Origin of the sequence: Metallosphaera sedula DSM 5348 (assembly GCF_000016605.1) — an archaeon.
Lineage (GTDB): Archaea > Thermoproteota > Thermoprotei_A > Sulfolobales > Sulfolobaceae > Metallosphaera > Metallosphaera sedula.
The window spans coordinates 892059-913782 of sequence record NC_009440.1 but is presented as its reverse complement, the minus strand read 5'-3'; the positions used below and the strand labels follow the sequence as shown (position 1 = coordinate 913782).

Sequence of the window (21724 nt, the reverse complement as noted above, 5' to 3'; positions counted from 1 at the left end):
AGTTTTGTCGAAATTACTTAGTAATTTGCGAGACAACCTGCTTGGATCTGGGGATGACCCTCATTTATGATAGTTCTCGTCTTTGGAAATCGTATTGCCAATTTCCCAGGTATGCAAGAGTTTAATTACATCGCCTGGACCAGAGATTCATGGACTTCTCTTCAAGATTGTTCTGCCTCAACAACGAATTCACAGGGGCCCTTATAACTGGAACTGAGGTCGTATGGTTGACCTTTCCCAGATACGATTCCTCCCCTGTCTTCGCGAAGATTCTCGACGAGAAGGCTGGTTCCTTCGGTATATCAGGGGAAGTGGCAACTCAGGAGTACCTAGTTCCTAACATATTGAAAACTGTTCTGAGGGACGGAACAGAGGTGATTGACCTCCTCCTAAGGGGAGAGCACTCTCTAGTTAGGAAAATCAATGCAAGGACTCCCCTGGAGATCTGGGCTGATGCAACGTTCAACTACGGGAAAGTAAGGGCTAAGGTTTACAGGTTAAGTAAGGGAATTTACAAGTTAGCTAACCCTGAGAACTCGGAATTCCTGGAACTACATCTCATCTTTCCCTCAATTCAAGAAACTAGCAGGGGGTGGGTGGTATCAGGAGAAGGATATGCCTTCCTTGGTCATTTCAGTGATGAGAGGTTCGGCATATTTGGGAAGGAGCTCAAATTCGATGTGGAGACTGGGGTAGAGAGGACCATAAATTACTGGAGAAACCTGATTAGGAGGGGGAAGGGAAGGGGTAGGATCTCTCGTATGGAGATACCGGGATTTAAGGGAGAGGACCTTCTAACGGCCTATGAAACGTCTGTAGGTATGCTTTTGGGATTAATGTATAACCCCACGGGGGCAATAGTTGCTGCACCCACAACTTCGCTTCCTGAGATAGAGGGCGGTGTGAGGAACTGGGACTACCGCTTCGCCTGGGTTAGGGACTCCTCGATTGTGGCTGAGGGTCTCATCTCTGCTGGGCACACAATGGACGCCAGGAGAATCATAGAGTTCCTATCTAGGATGGTGTCGTTCACGACGAAGCCGTTCCTCTACCCACTCTATTCCATAGACGGTTCGGTTCCCCCAAGGGAGGTGGAGATCCCCTGGCTCTCTGGTTTCATGAACTCCAGGCCCGTGAGGGTCGGAAACGCGGCGGCAGCTCAGCTTCAGCTAGATCTAGAGGGATTTTTCATGGATGCACTTTACAAGTACTACGTGGCCACGGGGGACTCCTCCTACGTGAGGGGACATCTGGACGTAATAGAGTACATTGCTGATTGGGTATCTGAGAACTGGAAGCTTCAGGACGTAGGAATATGGGAGGAGAGGGGAGTTCAGGCGCACTATACCCACTCAAAGGTTATGATGTGGGTAGCTCTGGAGAGGGCAGGAAAGCTAGTGAAGGTGGTGGATAAGGAGAACAGATGGAAAGATACTAGACATGAGATCAGGGAGTGGATAACGGAGAACTGCGTAAATGATGGGAAGTTCGTAAAGAGGCCTGGAAGCAATGAGGTCGACTCCGCATTACTTACCCTACCGCTTTACGGATTTGTTGAACCAGACGATCCAACCTTTCTGAACACCTTAAGGGAGATAGAGAACACCCTGGTAGTTGACGGCCAGGCCAAAAGGTATAGGAGGGACTTTCTGGGGGAGGCAAAGTACCCCTTCACGCTGGCTAGCCTTTGGTTAGCTAGGGTTTACATAAAGCTGGTGAGGATTGAGGACGCTGAGAGGATCATATTGGGTATCCTAGAGGCCACTCGCGGTACATACCTCGTGGGAGAGCACATAGATCCTAAGAGGAAAGTGTTCACGGGGAATTTCCCGCAGGCCTTTGCCCAATCTAACTTGATACTGGCACTCAATGAACTTGCTGAAGCCAAGTCAGTTGCTCCTGACGAGGAAGGTCAATGATTCCCCTTTATTATGAACGTTGTAATCTCGGCATCCTCGCCGAACTTCACGTAAAAGCTAAGGGATTTTCCCTCGGATTTTGCCTCACAGTTCCTACCCCTATAGTAATCTCCGTTAATGATTAGCTCGTCTACCTTCCCCCAACCGGTGATCTCCTTCACCCTGTTCAGCATGTTGAGGAATTCCCTTGCGCATACGTCACAACAGAAGAAAAGCCTCTCACCGTCCACGTCCTCATACCATCCTCCCCAGGTTGCCCCGCACAGGGCACATCCCTTCTCCTTGGTTCCAGCCTCCTCCCCATTTACCACTATCTTCACGCTATCACCCCAGATAGCAACAAGGCTCTCTCCAACCTAGAGAGTAGATACTTGGAGAAAGTATCAAATGACTTCAGGACGGTTACTTTCACTCTCTCTTGATCAACAGCGTACCTTTCCACCAGATCCAGGGCCTCTTCTGCGTGATACTGGTCTGCCTCATAACCCTCCATAAGGAAGTTCTTGACCGCCTCTGGGAAATCGTTTGAGTCCAGAATCTTCTCGTTAAAATAGTGGATCTTTGCTCCATACCTTCTAAGGTTCTTGTCCGCCACTAGCTCTAAGCTATGCATTGCAGCCATAACCTCAACCCAGTTCCTCTGTGACAACTTTCTCCACGTGTTAATTGCCTCAACTGTCCCCTTGAGGGGCGGTGTAGACAGGATTTCCTCCCTCTTCATCCCCATGCTCTCCCCCATTCTAAGGAGAAGCTCGTAGTGTGAGGGAGAACTCTCCGTGCCTACGAACTCCGTGGTAATGTTCTCCAACTCGAATCTTATCACGTCTACCTGGTCGGTCTCGTACACAATCTTGGAGAGAACCCTAACCCAGTTAACTAGGAAGTGCTGATGCTCCAAGACGTAACCCAGAAGGACTTCCCTGATCGGGTTCTGCATGGCTATCATGAAGGGGTGTGGTTTATCACCATAAAACTTTTCAATAAATCTAGAGATTATCCAGGACCTTAACTCTCCCGAGAAGAAGGTTTCAAGTCTCTTCGCTAGTTCCTCCTGTGGCATCTCGCGTAACGACAGGTTCCTGTTTAACCACATTACGTGTCCCGGATCGCTCCTGCTAGCCTGTTGAATCATATGACTGGAGACTGACCCCCAAGACTCAAGTTTAATCTCACATGCGGGACATATGGGCATAATATTCTTTCGTGAATCTCAATTTTAAAGAAATGTTCATAATGAACTGGAATTACGCGAACCTGTAGTATCTAGTACATCACGGGGTTAAAAATTCCATGAGACTAATTGTTCCCTCCTTTAACCAGTAAAGGAAGCCTGAATGATAGTCAAAAACAATACCAAATTACTTCTCAATAATCTGCCAATTAACTAACAATATCCAAAACTCTATCTGATTCGTTGAGTAAAATATGAGGCTAAGTCTTCCGGAGGCTCACCGTACCATATGAGGCCAGAATCCGCGTATACGGTCTTATACCCTTTCTCGTGAAGTAACACGGATATAGCCCCATTCTCAGTTGTGCTGAACTCAGCGAAGTAAACACCACCTCTCAGGGCAGATATTCTGAAAACCGATCCGGAACCTAAGGAAAATGCGGAGGTACCTAATCTTCCTCGCATTATTACCCTGAGAATGGGTTCCTGTTGATATCTCGCACCTTGTGAAATCTAACTATAATATCAACAAATTAATCAGGCCTTAATTTGGGTTTTATAACCCTAGTGTAACCTTTTAGTGTTTTGAACTACGAAACTGTAATATCAATAGTTCGTAATTCTTTTAAGATAAATATCCCTGAGACATATTTAATTTGGTACTAATCTAGAAGCGCTAGTAAGGAAGTTCAATCCTAGTAAACCTTGAAATATAAGATTGAAATTACGAATACGTTTAGATTTTACATCAGCTTTACATGCGAACTCGAGTGGAAGGAGTTTGAATGCAAATTTCTAGCTAATGATAACTTTATATGTAATCTTTCTAATGGTAATACTGTCTGAAATTGAGAGTATCCATTCAGAGCGCCAAAGGAGGAGTAGGCAAATCGACCATTTCCATGAATTTATCCTTGGCTTTAGCAGAGAGGGGTTTTAGAGTTTTGCTTCTTGATAGGGATAACGTGGGATACTCCTCTAGGCTGGCTGGTATTGAGGACCTGGGCCTATTAAGTAGCGTGGTTGATGGAGTTGAATCGAGGTTCTTTGAACATTTCAAGTTCAAGAAGGGGTTCATCACCGTTGTCAAGATCACGGGAGATGGTCCCAGATATGATAGCGACGTTAAACGGGTAATGAATGAGCCCGAACTCAGGACGAGATTCTCCAATCTTTATACCAATGTCCTGAAATCCTATCCGCATGACTACGTAATAGTTGATAATGCGAGTCTCATCACCTTTGACCACGATATGGTGAGGTTAGAGACAACGGAGTACCTGAAGAACTACCCCAACATGCCGGTGAGGAGAATCTATGTATCCAATAACTCCAAACTAGCAGTTGATGAAACCCTTGCTTACATTAGCAATGCAGAGAGTAAGACAACGGTGGGAAAGGCCATTGGGTTCTGCATCAACATGATTGCACCTGGTATGGAATCTTACGCTGAGTCTCTGCTTGACAAGGCACTTAAAGCGACTAACTTTAACCTGGGAATACTTATCCCGTTTTTTGAAGAGGTATTCCAGTATGCCGATGAGATGATAAACATGCCGATAATTCCAAGGGTTCGGAGGTTAGCAGAGCTAATAGTTTCCAATCCATCACTGGATACTAAAATAATTCTCGATAAGTAGACATTAACCGGGGAGTTAAACAGTACTCGACCTGAGCCAGAACTCCGTTTCAAATTTCCTTTAGGGTCAAGGACTAGCTTATTAGGTTACAGGGGTTATCTATGGCCATGCGGGTAGTTGACGTCCACGTGCACTACCATATTTTCCTTAGGAAACTTCCGGATCATTGCAGACAATTCCTTCAAAACGTGGAAGATACGAAGTTCACGCTCAACTTCAAGGACGTCACTGTGGAGAAAGTACTTCTAGTTCCCTCTCATCCTTGCTGGAGTGAGGAGTGTTCCGACGGGTTCGATCTTGATTACGAGATCAGAAAGGGGAGCGAACTTTTCCATCAGTGGGGAGAGGTGAATCCTGTGACCTGTAACGTGGAGCAGGAACTTGAGAGGCAATACTCCCTTGGCATTGTGGGAATTAAGTTACACCCAGTTCACCACGGCTTTTCTCCCAACGCCTATAGACCAGAGGAGGATGGGGACAGGAGGCTTGAGTTCATTTACTCGTTTGCGGAGGAGAAGAAACTCCCTATCCTGATCCACACGGGGACTAGCATTGGGGTTAAGGCTAGGAACAAGTATGGCGATCCTATCCTTGTGGATGACGTGGTGAAGGACTTTGATGTTACACTGATCCTAGCTCATGCTGGGAGACCCCTATGGTATGATACGGCATTCTACCTTGCCAGGAATTACTCTAACGTGTTTCTAGAGATTTCGTCTATTCCTCCCAGAAATCTCCTAAAGGCGTTACCCAGATTGTTGGAGATAGAGGATAAGGTTCTCTATGGGAGCGATTTCCCCGCGTTTAGGGGTCAGGATCTGGCAGTTCACGCGTGGCAGGTGTACCAGGAATTAAATAGTGGGAAAATAATGGGGGATAACGCCAGGAGGGTACTTAGACTTAGTTGAAAAGGGTCACATTGATCGAACCTAGATCTAGAAGTGGATATCAGTTCCTAACACGTGCAAGGTCACCAAGACCCCTTGCATTGCGTCAACTAGTTTGTGATTAGAGGCAGATTGCAGAGAGCTAAGTTAGTTAAGCTGGTTTGAAAACCATGTCATAAATCAGGAACAGTGCCACTAAGGTATAGAACAACGACAAGATCCTCATCCTCTTCAGGAAAATATCCATATCCCCTACGTAAGTTAGTCTCCAGTGATAGTACTCGCCCAGCGCTATCACTGGCGAGAGAGCAAAGGCCGGGTAGACCCATGGAGGCATGCCCAACCTATCCCACATGTAGAGGCCCGAAAGGGTCATGGCTAGCAATGATACCCACTCCACGTAAACCAACTTGCGATAACCCAACAGTATTTTCCTCTCCCTCACTCCTGACGCCTCCAGTAGGTAATACGCCCCTGTGGTTAGGCCTCCCCATCCTATCAATCCCAGCATGTGAATCGCAAAGGCCAACTCATACAACATGGAATCCTCCTGGTTTAGCGGGATTAATTCATGCGTTAACTAACCTTGATACTCCAAACCACATCACGAAAAACGCTTTTATAGAGGAGAGGCCTAATCTTCACATGACTACCATACTAATTGTAAGACACGGAGAGAGCGAACCTCAAACTGAAGGTATAAATGATCAGGATAGAAAGCTAGTTAAGAAGGGAGTTAAACAGATGAGGAGAGTGGCCAACTTCCTAGAGGAAATGGGATACGAACCCGATCAGGTCATGGTCAGTCCCATGCTAAGGGCAGTTCAGTCAGCGGAAGTTATACTTGACGAGATGGGTCTTGAGATTAAGGCTGAAACCCTTGAGGATCTCCTTCCCGACAAGGATCCCTCGAGCCTAGCAGAGAAACTCAAGGAATTGCAGGGAACGATCCTTATCGTGGGTCACGAACCTCATCTCTCTAAGCTAGTGAAGGCCCTCACTTCGGCGGAAGTCGAGATAAAGAGGGGCGGACTCGCGGTAGTGGAAGTGGACGCGACCGAGAAAACGTCTAAATTGGAGTTACTTCTAACCCAGAAGGTCATGAAGCTGATCTAAATGGAGGAAGTTGGAGTCATAGACCTGGGCTACAACTCCATTAGGCTTTCGGTTTTCCAGAGGTTATCTCAAAACTCCTTTAGAACAGTAGGAAGCATGAAGGACTTCACACGACTGGGAGACGGTGTAGATGAAGGGGGAGAGATCAAGGAGGAGAGAATCGCCGAGGCTGAGAACGTGCTATCCAAGTTCAGGTCTGTCCTGGAAAGGAGAGGGATCGAGGAAGTTTACCCCCTAGGTACAAGCGCATTCAGACTTGCCAGGAACGGCGAGGAAGTTGCAAAGAGACTTTCCAGGTCCCTGGGTCACGATATTAGGATCATACCAGGAGAAGAGGAGGGAAGACTCGCAGCCCTAGGATCCATAAACTCCCTACCCTTCACCGATGGCGTGATCTTTGAGCTGGGAGGAGGTTCACTGGAACTAGTTTACGTGAGGGGAAGAGAGATGGGACAGGTTTACCACTTTCCCCTGGGTGCCCTTAGGCTAGCCAAGGTTTTCAAGAACCAGGAGAGTATAAGGAAAGAGGTCAGGAATTACCTTTACTCATTGCCAAGCTGGTTGCCCCCCACAGTGGTCGGCTCTGGTGGAAACGTTAGGTCAATAGGGAGATTCCTCATGAAAATAGGCGGAATCAAGTTCAAACACGTGCACGGTTTCCAGGTACCCTCTTCCCAGATTAGGTCACTTAACAAGACCTTCTGGTCCATGGACGAGAAGGAGATCGGAGCTCTCCCCGGGATAGGCCAGGAGAGGTCCGTCACCGTGAAATCGGCGATCCTAGTCATTGAGGAGCTCGTGAACTTGTTTGATGCCCCCACTCTCACTATCTCGGAGTTTGGGATGAGGGAGGGGAGGGTAATGAAGGCAGAAGAGTTATCCCTCTCCAAGCTCAGGGACAACTGGCTTGAGGCCTTTTCCAGTTTCATGGGAGTTAGGCCCCCCTTTGACCTCTTCCTGGAGACGGAGAAAATAACTGGAAGCGAACTGGCAGGGATGGCCTCATTCCTTTCGCACGTCTTTATGGAGTCAGGATGGGAGGATCCCTTCACCGCGTGTTATGAGTATTTAGTTGAGTCGCTTTTCCCTGGATTCATGAAGAGGGATTTAGCGCTTGTCGCCCTCATCTGTAAGGGGGTCAACAAGAAGTTGAGGAAGAAGGACTTCACTAAACTGGGTATTGACGGTAAAATAGATAAGGTGGCTGAAATGTCGAAGGTAGTCAAGACCTTGAACAAGAGATATCCCTTGGGTGTTTATTGATGGGAGGCTCAATAATCGCGTTTGAGGGAATAGATGGGTCAGGGAAATCTAGTCAGGCTAAGCTTCTCAAGGACTGGCTCGACTCTAGGGTTGACGCATACCTCACCGAGTGGAACTCAAGTGACTGGATTCATGAGGTAATAAAGGAGGCAAAGAAAAAGAACCTGCTCACTCCGCTGACGTTTAGCTTAATACACGCCACCGACTTCGCGGATAGGTATGAAAGGCTAATCCTGCCCATGTATCGCACAGGCTTCGTTGTTGTGTCTGACAGATACTACTACACGGCCTATGCGAGGGACTCGGTCAGGGGAGTCAGCCTTGAATGGGTAAAGAAGCTCTACTCCTACGCTCCGAAACCGGACATAACCTTTTTCATCAGGGTAACACCAGAGGTGGCCCTTTCCCGCCTCAAGGAGAGCAAGAGGGGGATCAAACCGCAGGAGGCAGGGGCAGACGTTTTTCCTGACCTGGAACCGGAGGAAGGCTTCCTCAAGTATCAGGGGATGATCCTTGAGATATACGACAAACTAGCTGAAGAGGAAGGTTTTGTGGTTCTCGACGGAAATAGATCCCCCAGGGAGATCCAGATGGACATTAGGAGGAGAGTGGGTGAATTATTATGGAAGGAAAGATCATAGCTCTCGAGGGATCTGAGGGTTCGGGCAGAACATATCATGTGAGCTCCCTGAAGACTTATCTGGAGGAGCAGGGTTACGGCGTGGTTACCTTCGGTCTTGGAATGTCCAGGTTGATGGGGGAGCCCATTTCCAAGAAAAAGAGGGACATAGTCTTCCAGAGGAGAACCCTGTTCCTGGCCTATGTCACCGACCTAGCTGATCAGATAGAGAATGAGGTCAAACCCATGGTTAAGGCTGGATTCCTGGCTATCGCCGACGGATACGTTTCCACGCTGAAGGCTTGGGGATTAGCTAGAGGGCTAGAAGAGGAATGGATGAACTACGTATTGAGTGCCTTGCCCCACGCTAATCTGTCGTTGGGACTCGTGTCGAGTCCGAGAGAGATAATGAGGAGAATCCTTAAAAAGAAGGGAGTCCTGGATCCGCTTAGCTCAGGGATAGACATCTGTATAAATGGTGAACTGTTCTCGTCGTACGAGACTTACCTTAACACCTTCCAGGACTATCTCAGGAAAGTCATACAGAACGGTGTAATAGTTGACACATCTCGAAATTTCGAGGTGGTAAAATCTGAAATTGCTACCATTGTTGGGGACCGAATTGAGAAGGCCTGAGGATTACGCGAACGAGAAGTTGGAAGAGTTCAAGAAGTTGTTTGGAACTTCACCGAACCAGGTCCATGACGCAAGGGTTGAGTTAAGGAAATACGCGGTTGTGGTTGAGGCACTATACCCCCTTCACATGGATTTTGACCTGTTGGATAACTCGAGGGGCATACTAAAGCTCCTGGGGAAGGTGAGGGATTACGATGTCCACGGATGTCCCCGGGTAGATAGGGAAGAGGTGTTGAGGAGGGTCAGTGCAAGGTTACCTAGGCTAAGGAGATTACCTAGGCTTTACGGTTCCAGGTTCCTGGTAGCTGAGAACCTCATGAGAATTTATGGCGATATTCCCTTCGTGAACGACTTCCACGGAGTTAGAAAATTGTTGAGAAGGGCGAGATTTTTGGCAGAAAGTTTGGGAATATTCAACGACTCCCTAAAGGAGTTGGTTAAAACCATGGGTAATGAAAGGGATAGAATGGCCCAGGAGGCATGCCAGGGGAAGATCCCCGTGCTGAATCTGGACGTCTCCAGAATTAAGGAGATTGGGAGGATGGAGGTAAGGGAGATCCTACTGTCTGATCACGAGTTTAGGCATATAAAGCAGAAGCTATCACAGTTTTAAAGTGAGGCAATCGTTGAGAGACATCTTAATCCTCTCCAATTAACTCCCTCCTAATTCTTTCGTCAATTAGCTTACCAAGCTCTGATGCTCTCCTGCTCGAGCTTTCTACCGTCTCTATGAGCGCTGCCTTAACTCCTCTCTCTTCCATGGCCTTGAGTCCCCTGATTGTTGTTCCAGCGGGAGTTGTCACGTTATCCCTGACTTCCACGGGGTGACCCTTGTGATTCTTGAGGTTCTCGGCAGTTCCCTTTAACATGTCTAGAACTGAGGAGTAAGCTAGATCCCTGGGCATACCCGAGGATACAGCGCCCAGCACTAGCCCATCCACAATTTCAGAGATGAAAGCAGGTCCACTCCCTATGAGGGCAGTCCACACGTCCATCATGTCCTCGCTGACCCAATAGGTCACCCCCAAGGACCTGAAGAGTGAATCCACCAGTTCCTTGGCCTCACCCTCCCCGGTGATCGCGGTGGTTGACATGTTAACCACTGCATTGACGTTGGGCATTGCCCTGAACACCTGCGCCCCACCCATCACCTTACGCAAGGTGTCGAGCCTAACTCCAGCCATGACCGAGATCACGGTTTTACCTCTCCAGAGCTCCCTTGGAATTGACTTGGCTAGCTCAGGAAAATGTTGGGGCTTCACACTGATCATAACCAAGTCACTCCTCATCACGGCGCTAGCGTTGTCAGTGATGGCCTCTGCTCCCAGTCCCTTCACCCTTAGTAGAGTTCTCTCGGAACGGCCCGTGGCGACTACCCTATAACCCTGAGATAGGCCTGCCTTCACCAGAAGTGATCCAATGGTTCCCGCGCCGAGCACACTGAGAGTTTCCATGAAAGAAGTTTCGCGATCTCGATTAAAAGGATCTCACTTAGCTTTTAAGCATAGAATCCAGTTTATCCCATGACGTTTTCCATAGTCCTCTACGATCCCAACTTGGAAGCGTGGGGAATAGGAGTAGCGAGCAAATACCTCGCGGTAGGATCAGTGGTTCCCTGGGCTAGACCTGGAGTTGGCGCTATAGCTACTCAAGCTTTCGCGAACACGAGATATGGACCAGAGGGCCTTTCCCTCCTGGAGAGGTACGACGCGAAGGAAGTGGTGAGGAGGCTCACCGAGGCCGACTCAAAGAGGGAGGTTAGACAGTTAGGTGTAATTGACTCAAGGGGTGGATCCTACGCATTCACGGGAAGGCAGTGTCATAAGTACGCTGGGCACATAGTTGGAACCTATTTCACTGTCCAGGGAAATATCTTGACGGGAGAGGACGTTCTGGAAGCCATGGCCAGGGTAGCGGAGTCGAGAGGCCCCATTCACAGGAGACTGCTGGAAGCCCTAAAGGCTGGAGAGGCAAAGGGTGGTGATAGGAGAGGTAAACAGAGCGCAGCGATCCTGGTGGTGAAGAATAGCGACGAGGAGACAGGGCCCATGGCTGTAGGGAGATACGTGGATCTAAGGGTGGATGATGATCCTGAACCATTGAGGAAATTGGAGGAGCTTGTTAACATGTGGGAGTCCACGTTCATGAGAGATGAGCTCGTCAGCGTAAGCGACCATATCAAGGAGATAGACGAAGCGTTGAAGCGGCTTGGCTACAGGGATCTAAGAACATGGGTGGAAGAGAATAACTACGAGAGTAATTTTACTGGTGATAAGATAGGAGTTAACGTGTTAAAGGACTTGCTTAGAAGGAGTGGTTTAAGGTTAGATCTTTGACTCAAGTTTTCGAACTGTCTTGGTTTGGTTAATTCTCAAGCCAATAAACAATTGGACCTCGTAATGACCTTTGATTTTAGAAGGTCTAACACGCATCATGTTCAACAATTCCTGTTGACCTCTGTTTACCACTGGTAATTTTTTTCGTGTTGAATCAACTGGGTAACTTCATACAAAAACCAACAATAACTTAATCTTATATAAAAAATGATAAGATGAAAGCCAAAGCCTCAACCACGCCGACGAACGCTAGACCTGCCTCTCCTCCTCCCACGAATAATCCTCCGAGATAGCCTGGGATAAGCGCTACACCAAGGTTTGACACCACGCTGAACATTGAAGTAGCAAAACCTGACCTGCTAGGATCGTTCACATACTTATTCAGAGAGGCCATGGCCATGGACCAAAGGGCATTACCGAACAGACCGTACAGTAGGTATGAAGCCAGGAGAATTATCACGTTAAAGGGATTGATTAACGTGTAAGCAATAAGCACAGCTGAAAGCATGGTGAGAAACCCATTAACTATTAACCCTATCCTGACCGCGTGCAAGTTCTCGAAGACCGTGGGTAGTATTATGGCTCCTAGGGCAGATCCAATGAAGGTTAAACTGCTAGCCTCTCCACCAATAACTTCTGAGTTAGCCAGATGATGGGAACCCAGCACTGCAGAGGCTATTCCGCCCAACCCTACGGAGAGTGACGCGACCGCAAGTCCAATGTACCAATTCATTATCATTCTCGGATTGAAACTACCTCTCAAGGATCTTTGAACCTTGACGTTCTCGTATTTCCTTACAAATGTAAACACTAGTATCAAGGAGATTATGGAGAGAATAAATGACGCAAGGAACGCTTGACTCAGTCCTGAGAAGTATGGGCCAATCAGGGATCCAGCTGACATTCCCCCAAAGAGGATTCCAACGCTTATTCCTATGAGGGTATGGGATCTTCCCTGCATGACACTCTCTACCACTCCGCCCACTGGGGCTATGGCCATGGGATAGCCTATGGCAGATATTGTTTGAAATACTAGTAGCTCTTGATAGTTTGTGGAGAAAATCCTACCTAAGAACCCTAGTGTCGTGAGAATTGCAGAGATATAGAGGGAGAGCCTCACTGAAAACTTTGCTGAAATGAATCCGGCAATCAGTCCTACTATCACGACAGCGTATCCGTAAATGGAGATGAGTAGTATTGCCCCTGATAATGAGGCGTGGAAAGTGGATATCACAGACGGTACCAAAGGAGCTATTATGAACCAGCCGAAACCTATAACGAAGAGTAGAACCCAGTACGGTACCAGGGAAACTATCCTTCCGTTCATGGGATCGAGTTAAGGATTCAAGTTAAAAGCATTCCGGCCCATACATGTTCCTCGCCTAACTTAAAGTCTCAGTTATGGAAGAAGGTTAACGAGAAATGCCAGGATTATACCTAGAGCCAATCCCAACTCTGCCAGGTTCTTCCCAGAGACATTTCCATGCCTCACTATACCCTTGTACATTTCCAGACTGACGAAGAGTATCCCTCCAAGAGCTAAGGAGTTGAAAACTATTACTAGAGGTATAGATGCCACGAAATACGACAACATCGACCCCACAAGAGTTGGTGTCCCCCCTAGAATATACATGGCGAAGAGGTAGGAGTAATTTACCTTACCGCTCCTCAGGAAGGGAGAGAGGATTGGAAAACCCTCTGTAACGTTCTGCAACGTTAACCCTGTCACTAGTGGTATTACCACCGAACTTAATCCTATTCTTAGGGATCCACCGATCGCTAGCCCTTCGGTGAAGTTCTGCAGACCTATTCCTAACGAGATGACAAGGGATAGGGTTCTAGCGTAACTCTCCTCCGTTGTTTTCCCAAGTCTCAAGTTTGAGTAAAAATGGAATCCGAGATACGAGAGCACAAAGGGCATTACTAGTAGAAGGGAAAGGGAAATGTTACCCTCAGCCAAAGGATATGTTCCGGAGAAAATGTCCATAATTAAGTAGATAAGTATCCCAAGTCCCACTCCGGTTAACAGTTGAACTCCTCTTGGAGACAAACCCTTAAACGCTATGGGGAATGTGAGGAAAATGGAGTATGCCACTAGTACTGACATCAATAGTAGCTGAAGAAGCTGATTCATGCTCTATCAAGCTAGTATTGCTAGAAGGCTTAAAAGATTACGCCATGTCGTAAAATCAACTACAAATTGAAATTGTTTTGGGATAGCCTATTACACGTTTGGAAAGAAAAGTTAAAAGGTTGCTATATTAACGAGACATATGCCCAGAATAGAGGATCTTCCATGCTCCGCAAAGTTAGTGTATAAGGTACTCGAGATGAAGGGAAAGGCCACTTTCCAGGAGTTAAAAACTGAGACGTACATGCCAGATAGGACCTTAAGGGAGGCTTTAAGGATATTGAGAGATGCAGAACTGCTTAGCGTGGAACCATGTTTAGGCGATACTAGATCCAGGATATACTCGCTGAACGAAGTATGTGTAGGGCTCAGGGAAGTTGAACGGGGAAAAGACGACTGACTTCCTACCCGCATAGAGGCGAGACTGCCAGTGCTTTTGTTGAGGACTCTCTTCAATACCTTCCTAGAGCGGGTAGATTTAGCTATCTTGCATCCTTGGTTATTACGGCGAAAATGGTCAATATCAAGGAGTATCTTTCCTCACTGCCAACATGATCCCTTAAGATCTGCTTCCTCAGTATCAGAAGCGCTAAGTAAAATAGCCTACGTCCTCTCAATCTTCGAGATCCTCATGCTTTAACAACTGAATTGGCGACCTTGACCAGTTTAGCCCCTCGTTTAGACGTCCTAAGACAATCTTTTAATTATTCTGTATTATCTCAATGGTTATGAAAGGGACGGCGGTGGGATGGTTTGGAACTTTCCTGCAACTCACGGTAAGATTAAGCTGGGGGATCATCGTGGTACCCATTTCGGCTCTCCTTCACCTTAATCCTGTGCAGATGGGGCTCGTTGCCACGTTCTTCTATGTGGGCTACGTTGCTTCCTCTGTTCCTTGGGGGCTAATGATTGACAAAGTGGGCCCAGTCAAGGCCATGCTAATCGCCTCCTTCCCGCTCGCAATCTTGAATCTCTTCCTCTTCTTCTATCTGAGTTATCCGATTCTGCTAGGCGTCTACCTCGTGGAGGGGCTTATTGCTTCAGCTATCTTTCCCTCTGCCATGAAAATTGTGTCTATCCTTCACAGTAAGGATGAAAGACTAACCTTTTACGTGGCACTACTTGAGACGGCATCTCCAATCACCATACTGGTCCTAAGTCTAGTGGCAGGTCTCCTTCTGAACTTCTGGAGATTTTTCTTCCTAGGGATGACGGCGATGTTCCTGGTATTTGCAGGGCTGACCCTGTCCCTCAGAATGAAGATCGAGTCCAGTGAGATAAGGAGATCCTTTAGGGTAATACTTAGAAGGGAAATCTTCCTGGCCACGCTTCTTCGCCTTGGTGAGCTCTGGGCCACATGGGGAACTACCACCTGGATTTTCTCCATGCTCGTGTTATACAGGCACTTTCCCTCAACACTTTCAACGCTCTTCCTCGGACTATTTGGTTTAGGTCAGCTGGTAGGAATAATCTCAGTGGAGAAGGCTGTCAAGAGGATAGGTGACATAAACTTGATCTTCCTCAGTTTGGTTGGATTCATCATCATAAGCCTTTCCATAGTGTTTTCCCCTGAGATAGCGGTGATAGGAGAGGCACTCCTTCTGGGCATATTCTCGTTCTCATATAGACCTCCCACCGATTCCCTCATCATGAAAATAGCTGGGAGCGGAAGTGCTGCAACGTCAATAGGTTACGCGAACGCGGTTTCCCAGGTAGGTACCATGATAGCTCCAGTCTTCATTGGTATTATTCTCTATTTAACCAAGAGCTTCACGCTTTCGGTTCTGGGGCTAGACACGGGTTGCGCCATAGGAATAGCGTCACTGGTGGTCTTGAGTAAGATCCTTAGTGGAAACCTTTCCAACTACAGGTCGGATCGAGAGTGAAACTGGATTCTCGTAAGCTTGAGACGAAGCGTCGAGGCGGTTCTTGCAAATATTGCTTGATATTTCGTTATCTCTAGATTGTGGAGTTTCTCGAGGTCAACCTTGAGACCACATAATATCCACGAATCTCCCCTGAGAATAAGGAGATACACCAGGGATTGTGCGAAGTACGAAACTCATGACCAGTACGAGATTATTCCCCTCACATGTTTGAGCACTGGTACTTCTTGAGGAGGACAGGACGGGAAGACGAGGCCGTATAGGGCGCCCGTCAACGAGTTCCTCACCTTCCTTTACGCGTTCACGTATAGGGGAGAGGGGATAGGGCGCTCCACGGGATGGGGATACCGGTCTACCTCGATTACAGACCTGAGGTTGAGGAAGCCACTGAATTTCGAGACGAGAAAGAGATTGAGCTCGTGAGCGATGGGAATAAGCGGAGCAGGGAGCACATAAGGACAAGTGTGGAGGGGGAGGTTCCTGAAGGTCGTCACATTGACGCTAAGTCCTTTCGTAAAGGCTGAGGTTGAGAACTCCGAGCTTGATTCCGTGAGGAGGCTATCAAGGATGCGAGGAAGGTGGACACTCGCGAAGTTTTACGGTGACAAGGCCTAGACTTAAACGCGATCCACGACCTCGTCCCTGAGGTCGTGATTCCGCCGAAGAAGTCGGCCAACGCCGATAAGACGAACCCGCAGAGGAGGGACAATCTCTCGAGTATGGGGAGTCACACTACTGGAGCAGGAAAAGGGGTTACGGCAAGAGGTGGAGGGTCGAGATCGTGATATCCGCGATCAAGAGGATGTTCAGACGGGATAGGGGCGAGGGGCGTCTTCCAGGGCCTGGCTGCCTTCCAGAAGTTCTGGCTCTATCACCACATGAGAAGGAAGGCCGACTTCCTTGTGGGGGAGGTCCACGCGAACCGCGTGGCGTGAAGTGATTTTGTGAATCAGATCATTTGGGCGAAATTTTGTGAAGCAAATATATAATCTATCAAGAGTGAATTCAGATCATACACACACTAACTCAGTATCATAGATTACTCTTAAATAGCAGAATTTTTATATGAATCAATAAACCCCGTTATAGAATTCAGTAACTATCATTATAGTTCTATATGTCTTTTTCTATAATGAGAACCTTATACAACTATTTAAAGGAGTTTCATTTGTTGAATTTGTTCTTCGTTTAGTTTTTACGCAAATAGAGTGGGAAATGGCTTTAATCAAATATTACGATAACTATCTATGTCCTCTGAAGTTAGCTACGTGAGGATTACTAAGCCTATTATGGTGAAGGAGGTCACTTTAGCCTCTAACGTACTAGAGCGTATGAAAAGGGAGAACAAGTCTATCGCCTTGGTTATGGGGGAGAAGGGGGTAATTGGGAGCCTCTCTAGGGAGAGGATAGAGAGGGCTCTTTCCACGGGGCATGACGTACCAGTCAGGGAGATCATGAGCACAAATATACTCACGGTGACGGGCAATGAAGACTGCCTGGACTTATTGTCTTTGATTGTTAAGAACAAACTTGACTGCGTAGTAGTGATGAGGGGAAAGAAGGTAGATGGTGTCATCACCCTCCACGACGTACTTTACACCATACAGAAAAGGGCCTTAACCTAGTACGGCCTAGATGGGACTATCAAGATGATAATGCATTGACGTTAGAAATGCATGGAATGCGCAACAAGTTTGAGTCTCGCCTAGAGAGGAGCTGAGGTTGTAAGGACAGACGTGCCCTCCAAGCGAATGGCTAGGCTTGAATCTCTTCCTGTATATGGCTTGAGACTTCCCTAGGGAAGGACATGTTAAGGATTTCCTCTATTGGTCTCGAATTTATAATGTCCACCACTACGTCACCTGCCTTCTCCACCACGACATATCTCCATTCCCTTATTCCCTTGAATTTTACGGCAATGATGGGAATACCCTTCATGGGAAACATTGCTAAAAAGTTAAGTAATTTCTCGACTTGAAGAGATCTCACCTTAACCTTGTTCTCCCACGTGCTCTTAGCCTCCACTGCCACCAGTAGGTTTCCCTTCGTTGCAAATAGGTCGGGTAGGGGATTACTCGAAGAGTTGGAGGTGGGTATCCTCACCGCGTTAAATCCGGCCTCCCTGAAAATTGAGACAAGTTCCCTCTCCGCGTTTCTTCCCACTTCCTTATTCATGCCAGATGTGTTGAGAAGTAGGAATAAAAAGACAGAGGGCTACCTCAGGTCAATTGTGGCATCCTAGACGAACCGGTGATTTGCCTACCTAAAAATCGTAAATGAGGGTTACGAGAAAAGAGATGCAAACTTAATTTCAGACCCATGATGTATTACCATGACGACATGACGAGATTTTGGAAACTTTAATCAAGTTTCAAGAAAATGTATTTAATAATATTGCAGTAATCAAGCTCGATATACCTATAATATAAATGTAGTCGAAGTTATATGACGTAATCATCAGCAGTACCCTAGAACTCCTACAGCACAGAACTGTCACCATTTCCTTAACTACAACCGAAATCATTAGAAAAATTATCATGTCAATGACATTCACCGCGTAAATACCCATGGGTAGTATGAAGCTCATTTGCGTTATTGAGTTAATAATTGTCCACTTGCTTAGCTCTAATATTGATGGCCTGAAGCTTCCAGAGTAGTGCAGAAACCTTCCCATGATAACCTTTAAAAACGCGTGAACAATAAGTAGGTAAATGATAATATATTTTATAATATTTGTATTTAGTGGTATTACTAGTAGTGGCATACCCATCGAGTAGTAAAGTAAGGTCACGAGAGGAGGCAGTGCAAATGCCAGCTTTCCCCTTCCGAAGGACCTGAAGAACAATGAAAAAAGAATACCCCTGTGTGGATCCATCCCCTCCACTAGACTAAGAATAACAATAGGAATCAGAGGAAGCGTCTCCACCCTTAAGCCTCACCTGGTGTGCCCTAGCTTCTCCGAAATCCACTAAAAATTCCTTGTCAACTTCTAGTCCACCGTCTTGACTTGAATTTATCTTTACCATCCAGCCCTTCAACCCTTCAGGGTAGAACTGATTGTCCCATGTGCTATATAGGGAATTAGTCACGTATATCCTTCTTCCATCCCTACTTACCTCGAGCATCTGCGGTCCACCAGTTAACCTGAAACCTGAGGGATGATCGGCCCTATGAAGAATTCCCCCTAGCCTAACTTTTCCTGCGAGTCTAGGTCTAAATGGGTCACTAACGTCATATTGCCTAACCTCTCCTATGCCCCACATACTTACGTAAAGGAACTTATCGTCAAGGGATAGATCGATATCGGTCACGAGAGGCGGTACAACCTTAAACTGCTTAATTATCTCGGGTAATCCTTCACCAGGTTCAGCGGGAATCTCTATCACCTTCTCGGCGTTCCACTTTCCATCTTCAAAATACCAAAGCCATATGGAACTACTTAAATCCTTAAGGCTTACAACCATGTTAATGAAACCCATCAACTTTGTGGGATCGTGGAGAGGTCTTAGTTCCAATGCCATTCTGTTTTCTTCCCCCAAGGTTATGGAACTTACCCTTTTCCTTCTCCGTAAGTCCCAGAAGTGAATTCTGTTTCCGTAGCCCTTCTCCAGATGTTCCAACCTTAGGCCATCCTCGATGGTGTTCGGAACTGCCCATTCGCTGGTGACCATGACCTCATTGGGGAGATTCCACCAAAAATCATACGCGAAGTATTGGTCTCCTCTGTTTATCTCCCACTTTCCCAGGGGTTCAAAGGTGAAATGATCTAGTAAAAGTATTCCTCCAGGCCCTTCACCTATCTCGTTCCCGAATGCGCTTATGTAAATACCATCTGGACCGCAGTGTACGGTGTGAAGCCTCGTGTAGCCTGTTACTTTACTAACCTCTGACGGTTCCACAACCTTTACTATCTTGGGCTGTCTGGGATTATCCTTTGTGTCTATGACATGAATTCTTGACGATCTCAGACCTGGCACTATTAGGAACCTTCTTTCCAAGTCTGTCCTGCCGTTGGGACAGAGAGAGGAACTACACGCGTTCCAGCCGAAATGGTGGAGCTCATCGTTGAGATTAGGCATTTCCACTTTACCCACAATCCTAGAGTAAGTTTCGGATTTCGGATTAACATCTACTACAGCTAGAAAATCTGGCCTGTTAATACCAGTACCCGTGTAAAGTGATGCCACGTATGCCAAATCCTCTGGGGGAGAGTTCATGGCCATCCTTGGGGATGGATAGAACGTTGGATCCCTCCTGAATGGTGGCAGTATTCCCATTAAATGATGTATATATCATTATCTAATAAACATGTGTTATAAAATTATGTAACTCTCGGAGAGAGTGTCCGGGCACAAAATTCAGCTTTTTGATTAGCATTGAAATGATCACCTCTCTCGTTGACGCGAAATACTACTGATGGAGACTAACGTGCATTTTAATTTTCTTTCCCATGTATAAGTAAATACTTCGTACTAGATTCTCTACACACTTTATAATAATATTATCAAGATTACTCCTACTATAACAGGAGGCCTTAACAGGAGGCCTTTAAGATATAAGGGAGATTACGTCATTCCCTATCATTGACCATCACATAATTGCATGTAAATGCACATACCATACTTAATAACTTCCTTACTAAAATAATACACATGAAGAGAGTTCTTGTAATTTTAATTATTGGAATAATAGCGGTGGTCGGTATAGTCACATACACGTACGCTAATATTTACCTTCCCAATTACTACTCTCAGCAATCTGTCGCGTACTATAACGGACAACTATCCATGATGGGGTACGGTCCTCAAGGTTCACAAGGGATGATGGGAGGAATGATGGGTGGATATCGCATGATGGGATATCATGAGGGATACGCTTACGGATATCTTGGATCTACCTCCATCCCTCAAGCAGTGCAAGCAATAAGGAGCGTCCAACCATATGCCAGAGTATTCCCACAAAACGACACAATAGTATTCTACTCAACCCAGATCAACCTAGTTGTCTTATCCATGGGACACCAAAGGGCATTCAATTTAACCAATTATACAGCACCTCTCTCAGCCCATGCTCAGGACAACGTCTTTGTTATAGATGGACTAATCAATCCTACCTTAATTATGCCAGGTAGGTCAGTCCTGAACATAGAGCTCATAAACCTAGATGCCGGAGATTTTCATAACCTAGCCATAACTCCAGTACCTCCTCCATATCCCTACTATTCCATGATGTATATTAGAATGAATGTGATGGGAATGACGCCAATGATCCCCTACGCGAATTACAATGATGGGCAAGCTTATGAGTCAAGTTTCAGCGTGTCCCTTCAACCTGGAACCTATTACTATGTATGCGAGTATCCTGGTCACGCCGAAATGGGAATGTACGGGGAGATCGTGGTGACGTAAAAATGGAGACCTATCAAATTCTAGGACTAATAGGTTCCATGTTGCTAGTCATGGCAATTGTAACTCCACTCTTCTTCTACCCACGATACGCTCCTGCCATGATGTTCGGAGGTATGATGGGGTTTGGAATGATGCCCGGAATGGCCTTTTTCCTAGTAATACCGTTCGCACTGGGCGTCGTGGGCTCGCTAATTTCAGACGAAACCACCGCAGGCATACTTCTTATTCTGGCTTCGGTGTTTTCATTAATAGCAGGTTTTATAGGAATTATCTCTTTCATTCTTCTCTTAATATCTGGAATCCTCGCACTGCGTCAGAGAATCTAATTTAGAAGATAAACTTGGAATCGCTATTACGCATTAACAGGTAGTATCCTTAAGCTCCGTAATCGTAGCCATTCTAACAATCTAACAAAATAACTATTATCTCATCTGACTTCCCCCAAAGGGCGAGGGTTCCCCTCATCGATTCGGGACTACATCTCTCATCTGAGGGGCAGTCGAGAGGCTCAGAGAACCCCTCCCACATAGCTTGTACACCGCCACATGATCACGATGAACCTCAAAACTGCATTGAGGGCATTTGAGGGTGCGGTGTCCAGTCTCCTTCATCGCGTGTCCGCACCTGGGGCACGTCGTGGACGACTGAGCTGGATCCACGCAAATCACGTTGAGGCCACGCTTTCTCGCCTGCTACTCGACCCAGTACTGAA

The 21724-nt window shown here is 46.7% G+C and carries 26 protein-coding genes and 1 pseudogene; 16 read left to right on the top strand and 11 right to left on the bottom strand.

From position 1 onward, the window contains the following. The first annotated feature begins 149 nt into the window (after nucleotides 1-149). Nucleotides 150-1919 (top strand): alpha,alpha-trehalase TreH1, encoded by a 1770-nt coding sequence (gene treH1, locus MSED_RS05010; protein WP_048060032.1) that lies wholly within the window; start codon nucleotides 150-152, stop codon nucleotides 1917-1919. On the opposite strand, the gene MSED_RS05005 is transcribed toward treH1, so the two are convergent. The 3 genes from MSED_RS05005 to MSED_RS11975 all read right to left on the bottom strand — a co-directional run bounded on the left by MSED_RS05005 (nucleotide 1913) and on the right by MSED_RS11975 (nucleotide 3555). Continuing rightward, entirely contained in the window at nucleotides 1913-2239 is a 327-nt protein-coding gene (locus MSED_RS05005) for a TA0938 family protein (protein ID WP_012020943.1), read from the bottom strand. The genes treH1 and MSED_RS05005 overlap by 7 nt on opposite strands. Then, nucleotides 2236-3111 carry a thiaminase II/PqqC family protein gene (locus MSED_RS05000; RefSeq protein ID WP_012020942.1) on the bottom strand — a complete coding sequence of 292 codons (876 nt, stop codon included), beginning with the start codon at nucleotides 3109-3111 and terminating at the stop codon, nucleotides 2236-2238. The genes MSED_RS05005 and MSED_RS05000 overlap by 4 nt, the downstream gene beginning before the upstream one ends. Before the next feature lie 210 nt (nucleotides 3112-3321). After that, nucleotides 3322-3555, bottom strand: a complete 234-nt coding sequence (locus tag MSED_RS11975) for a glycosyltransferase family 2 protein (protein ID WP_053092987.1) — start codon at nucleotides 3553-3555, stop codon at nucleotides 3322-3324. A gap of 383 nt (nucleotides 3556-3938) precedes the next feature. Here MSED_RS11975 and MSED_RS04995 point away from each other — a divergent pair, with 383 nt between their 5' ends. Continuing rightward, on the top strand, nucleotides 3939-4730 hold the full coding sequence (locus MSED_RS04995) for a tyrosine-protein kinase family protein (protein ID WP_158497967.1): 792 nt from the start codon (nucleotides 3939-3941) through the stop codon (nucleotides 4728-4730). A 101-nt stretch (nucleotides 4731-4831) separates the two neighbouring features. Beyond that, complete coding sequence (locus MSED_RS04990; RefSeq protein WP_012020940.1) at nucleotides 4832-5638, top strand: amidohydrolase family protein; 807 nt, start codon at nucleotides 4832-4834, stop codon at nucleotides 5636-5638. A 130-nt stretch (nucleotides 5639-5768) separates the two neighbouring features. Here the strand turns inward: MSED_RS04990 and MSED_RS04985 are convergent, their stop codons facing one another. Beyond that, nucleotides 5769-6158, bottom strand: a complete 390-nt coding sequence (locus MSED_RS04985) for a hypothetical protein (RefSeq protein ID WP_012020939.1) — start codon at nucleotides 6156-6158, stop codon at nucleotides 5769-5771. A 104-nt stretch (nucleotides 6159-6262) separates the two neighbouring features. Between MSED_RS04985 and sixA the strand changes: the two genes are divergently transcribed. The 5 genes from sixA to MSED_RS04960 are packed head-to-tail and all read left to right on the top strand — an operon-like array spanning nucleotide 6263 to nucleotide 9864. Next, entirely contained in the window at nucleotides 6263-6733 is a 471-nt protein-coding gene (gene sixA / locus MSED_RS04980) for a phosphohistidine phosphatase SixA (RefSeq protein ID WP_012020938.1), read from the top strand. Then, on the top strand, nucleotides 6734-7996 hold the full coding sequence (locus MSED_RS04975) for a Ppx/GppA phosphatase family protein (protein WP_012020937.1): 1263 nt from the start codon (nucleotides 6734-6736) through the stop codon (nucleotides 7994-7996). Next, nucleotides 7996-8637: a dTMP kinase gene (gene tmk, locus MSED_RS04970; protein WP_012020936.1), complete on the top strand. Its 642-nt coding sequence runs from the start codon at nucleotides 7996-7998 to the stop codon at nucleotides 8635-8637. The genes MSED_RS04975 and tmk overlap by 1 nt, the downstream gene beginning before the upstream one ends. Beyond that, complete coding sequence (locus tag MSED_RS04965; RefSeq protein ID WP_012020935.1) at nucleotides 8619-9251, top strand: dTMP kinase; 633 nt, start codon at nucleotides 8619-8621, stop codon at nucleotides 9249-9251. Before tmk ends, MSED_RS04965 begins: the two co-directional genes overlap by 19 nt. Next, nucleotides 9214-9864, top strand: coding sequence for a CHAD domain-containing protein (locus MSED_RS04960; protein WP_225938860.1), 651 nt, complete (start codon nucleotides 9214-9216; stop codon nucleotides 9862-9864). The genes MSED_RS04965 and MSED_RS04960 overlap by 38 nt, the downstream gene beginning before the upstream one ends. Nucleotides 9865-9889: 25 nt before the next feature. Here the strand turns inward: MSED_RS04960 and proC are convergent, their stop codons facing one another. Next, a complete protein-coding gene (proC, locus tag MSED_RS04955) occupies nucleotides 9890-10705 on the bottom strand; it encodes a pyrroline-5-carboxylate reductase (protein WP_012020933.1) in 816 nt (271 codons plus the stop codon). Between the two features lie 69 nt (nucleotides 10706-10774). Here proC and MSED_RS04950 point away from each other — a divergent pair, with 69 nt between their 5' ends. Then, nucleotides 10775-11587, top strand: coding sequence for a DUF1028 domain-containing protein (locus tag MSED_RS04950; protein WP_012020932.1), 813 nt, complete (start codon nucleotides 10775-10777; stop codon nucleotides 11585-11587). Between the two features lie 196 nt (nucleotides 11588-11783). Here MSED_RS04950 and MSED_RS04945 read toward each other — a convergent pair whose 3' ends face one another. Together MSED_RS04945 and MSED_RS11805 are read right to left on the bottom strand one after the other, a co-directional pair. After that, nucleotides 11784-12914: an MFS transporter gene (locus MSED_RS04945; RefSeq protein WP_012020931.1), complete on the bottom strand. Its 1131-nt coding sequence runs from the start codon at nucleotides 12912-12914 to the stop codon at nucleotides 11784-11786. A 72-nt stretch (nucleotides 12915-12986) separates the two neighbouring features. Continuing rightward, nucleotides 12987-13721 carry a ZIP family metal transporter gene (locus MSED_RS11805; RefSeq protein ID WP_012020930.1) on the bottom strand — a complete coding sequence of 245 codons (735 nt, stop codon included), beginning with the start codon at nucleotides 13719-13721 and terminating at the stop codon, nucleotides 12987-12989. A gap of 139 nt (nucleotides 13722-13860) precedes the next feature. Between MSED_RS11805 and MSED_RS04935 the strand changes: the two genes are divergently transcribed. The 5 genes and pseudogenes from MSED_RS04935 (at nucleotide 13861) to MSED_RS04925 (ending at nucleotide 17229) form a co-directional block, all read left to right on the top strand. Then, the gene (locus tag MSED_RS04935) at nucleotides 13861-14118 is read left to right on the top strand and encodes a hypothetical protein (protein WP_012020929.1); all 258 of its coding nucleotides are present in this window, start codon (nucleotides 13861-13863) and stop codon (nucleotides 14116-14118) included. Nucleotides 14119-14440: 322 nt separating this feature from the next. After that, nucleotides 14441-15604, top strand: coding sequence for an MFS transporter (locus MSED_RS04930; protein WP_012020928.1), 1164 nt, complete (start codon nucleotides 14441-14443; stop codon nucleotides 15602-15604). Nucleotides 15605-15942: 338 nt separating this feature from the next. Continuing rightward, nucleotides 15943-16128, top strand: coding sequence for a hypothetical protein (locus MSED_RS12155; protein ID WP_144418751.1), 186 nt, complete (start codon nucleotides 15943-15945; stop codon nucleotides 16126-16128). A gap of 176 nt (nucleotides 16129-16304) precedes the next feature. Continuing rightward, a pseudogene (locus MSED_RS12455) lies at nucleotides 16305-16412 on the top strand (IS5/IS1182 family transposase); the annotation flags it as partial. Between the two features lie 439 nt (nucleotides 16413-16851). Then, on the top strand, nucleotides 16852-17229 hold the full coding sequence (locus MSED_RS04925) for a CBS domain-containing protein (RefSeq protein ID WP_012020927.1): 378 nt from the start codon (nucleotides 16852-16854) through the stop codon (nucleotides 17227-17229). Nucleotides 17230-17359: 130 nt separating this feature from the next. Here the strand turns inward: MSED_RS04925 and hjc are convergent, their stop codons facing one another. The 3 genes from hjc to MSED_RS04910 all read right to left on the bottom strand — a co-directional run bounded on the left by hjc (nucleotide 17360) and on the right by MSED_RS04910 (nucleotide 19881). Next, nucleotides 17360-17779 (bottom strand): Holliday junction resolvase Hjc, encoded by a 420-nt coding sequence (hjc, locus tag MSED_RS04920; RefSeq protein WP_012020926.1) that lies wholly within the window; start codon nucleotides 17777-17779, stop codon nucleotides 17360-17362. Nucleotides 17780-17975: 196 nt separating this feature from the next. Further along, nucleotides 17976-18530 (bottom strand): hypothetical protein, encoded by a 555-nt coding sequence (locus MSED_RS04915; RefSeq protein WP_053094450.1) that lies wholly within the window; start codon nucleotides 18528-18530, stop codon nucleotides 17976-17978. Then, a complete protein-coding gene (locus MSED_RS04910; protein WP_012020924.1) occupies nucleotides 18493-19881 on the bottom strand; it encodes a selenium-binding family protein in 1389 nt (462 codons plus the stop codon). Before MSED_RS04910 ends, MSED_RS04915 begins: the two co-directional genes overlap by 38 nt. A 369-nt stretch (nucleotides 19882-20250) precedes the next feature. Between MSED_RS04910 and MSED_RS04905 the strand changes: the two genes are divergently transcribed. After that, complete coding sequence (locus MSED_RS04905; RefSeq protein WP_144418836.1) at nucleotides 20251-21012, top strand: plastocyanin/azurin family copper-binding protein; 762 nt, start codon at nucleotides 20251-20253, stop codon at nucleotides 21010-21012. A 2-nt stretch (nucleotides 21013-21014) separates the two neighbouring features. Next, nucleotides 21015-21338, top strand: coding sequence for a hypothetical protein (locus MSED_RS04900; RefSeq protein WP_012020922.1), 324 nt, complete (start codon nucleotides 21015-21017; stop codon nucleotides 21336-21338). 135 nt (nucleotides 21339-21473) lie between these two features. Here the strand turns inward: MSED_RS04900 and MSED_RS12450 are convergent, their stop codons facing one another. Next, nucleotides 21474-21671 carry a zinc ribbon domain-containing protein gene (locus MSED_RS12450; protein WP_230842406.1) on the bottom strand — a complete coding sequence of 66 codons (198 nt, stop codon included), beginning with the start codon at nucleotides 21669-21671 and terminating at the stop codon, nucleotides 21474-21476. Nucleotides 21672-21724 lie beyond the last annotated feature (53 nt).

Bases quoted from the DNA above. Each gene is read 5' to 3' on its own strand.
- treH1 (WP_048060032.1), top strand. From the start codon at position 150: ATGGACTTCTCTTCAAGATTGTTCTGCCTCAACAACGAATTCACAGGG.
- MSED_RS05000 (WP_012020942.1), bottom strand. From the start codon at position 3,111: ATGCCCATATGTCCCGCATGTGAGATTAAACTTGAGTCTTGGGGGTCA.
- MSED_RS11975 (WP_053092987.1), bottom strand. From the start codon at position 3,555: ATGCGAGGAAGATTAGGTACCTCCGCATTTTCCTTAGGTTCCGGATCG.
- MSED_RS04990 (WP_012020940.1), top strand. From the start codon at position 4,832: ATGGCCATGCGGGTAGTTGACGTCCACGTGCACTACCATATTTTCCTT.
- MSED_RS04985 (WP_012020939.1), bottom strand. From the start codon at position 6,158: ATGTTGTATGAGTTGGCCTTTGCGATTCACATGCTGGGATTGATAGGA.
- sixA (WP_012020938.1), top strand. From the start codon at position 6,263: ATGACTACCATACTAATTGTAAGACACGGAGAGAGCGAACCTCAAACT.
- MSED_RS04975 (WP_012020937.1), top strand. From the start codon at position 6,734: ATGGAGGAAGTTGGAGTCATAGACCTGGGCTACAACTCCATTAGGCTT.
- tmk (WP_012020936.1), top strand. From the start codon at position 7,996: ATGGGAGGCTCAATAATCGCGTTTGAGGGAATAGATGGGTCAGGGAAA.
- MSED_RS04965 (WP_012020935.1), top strand. From the start codon at position 8,619: ATGGAAGGAAAGATCATAGCTCTCGAGGGATCTGAGGGTTCGGGCAGA.
- proC (WP_012020933.1), bottom strand. From the start codon at position 10,705: ATGGAAACTCTCAGTGTGCTCGGCGCGGGAACCATTGGATCACTTCTG.
- MSED_RS04950 (WP_012020932.1), top strand. From the start codon at position 10,775: ATGACGTTTTCCATAGTCCTCTACGATCCCAACTTGGAAGCGTGGGGA.
- MSED_RS04945 (WP_012020931.1), bottom strand. From the start codon at position 12,914: ATGAACGGAAGGATAGTTTCCCTGGTACCGTACTGGGTTCTACTCTTC.
- MSED_RS11805 (WP_012020930.1), bottom strand. From the start codon at position 13,721: ATGAATCAGCTTCTTCAGCTACTATTGATGTCAGTACTAGTGGCATAC.
- MSED_RS04935 (WP_012020929.1), top strand. From the start codon at position 13,861: ATGCCCAGAATAGAGGATCTTCCATGCTCCGCAAAGTTAGTGTATAAG.
- MSED_RS04930 (WP_012020928.1), top strand. From the start codon at position 14,441: ATGGTTATGAAAGGGACGGCGGTGGGATGGTTTGGAACTTTCCTGCAA.
- MSED_RS12155 (WP_144418751.1), top strand. From the start codon at position 15,943: ATGGGGATACCGGTCTACCTCGATTACAGACCTGAGGTTGAGGAAGCC.
- MSED_RS04925 (WP_012020927.1), top strand. From the start codon at position 16,852: ATGTCCTCTGAAGTTAGCTACGTGAGGATTACTAAGCCTATTATGGTG.
- hjc (WP_012020926.1), bottom strand. From the start codon at position 17,779: ATGAATAAGGAAGTGGGAAGAAACGCGGAGAGGGAACTTGTCTCAATT.
- MSED_RS04910 (WP_012020924.1), bottom strand. From the start codon at position 19,881: ATGGGAATACTGCCACCATTCAGGAGGGATCCAACGTTCTATCCATCC.
- MSED_RS04900 (WP_012020922.1), top strand. From the start codon at position 21,015: ATGGAGACCTATCAAATTCTAGGACTAATAGGTTCCATGTTGCTAGTC.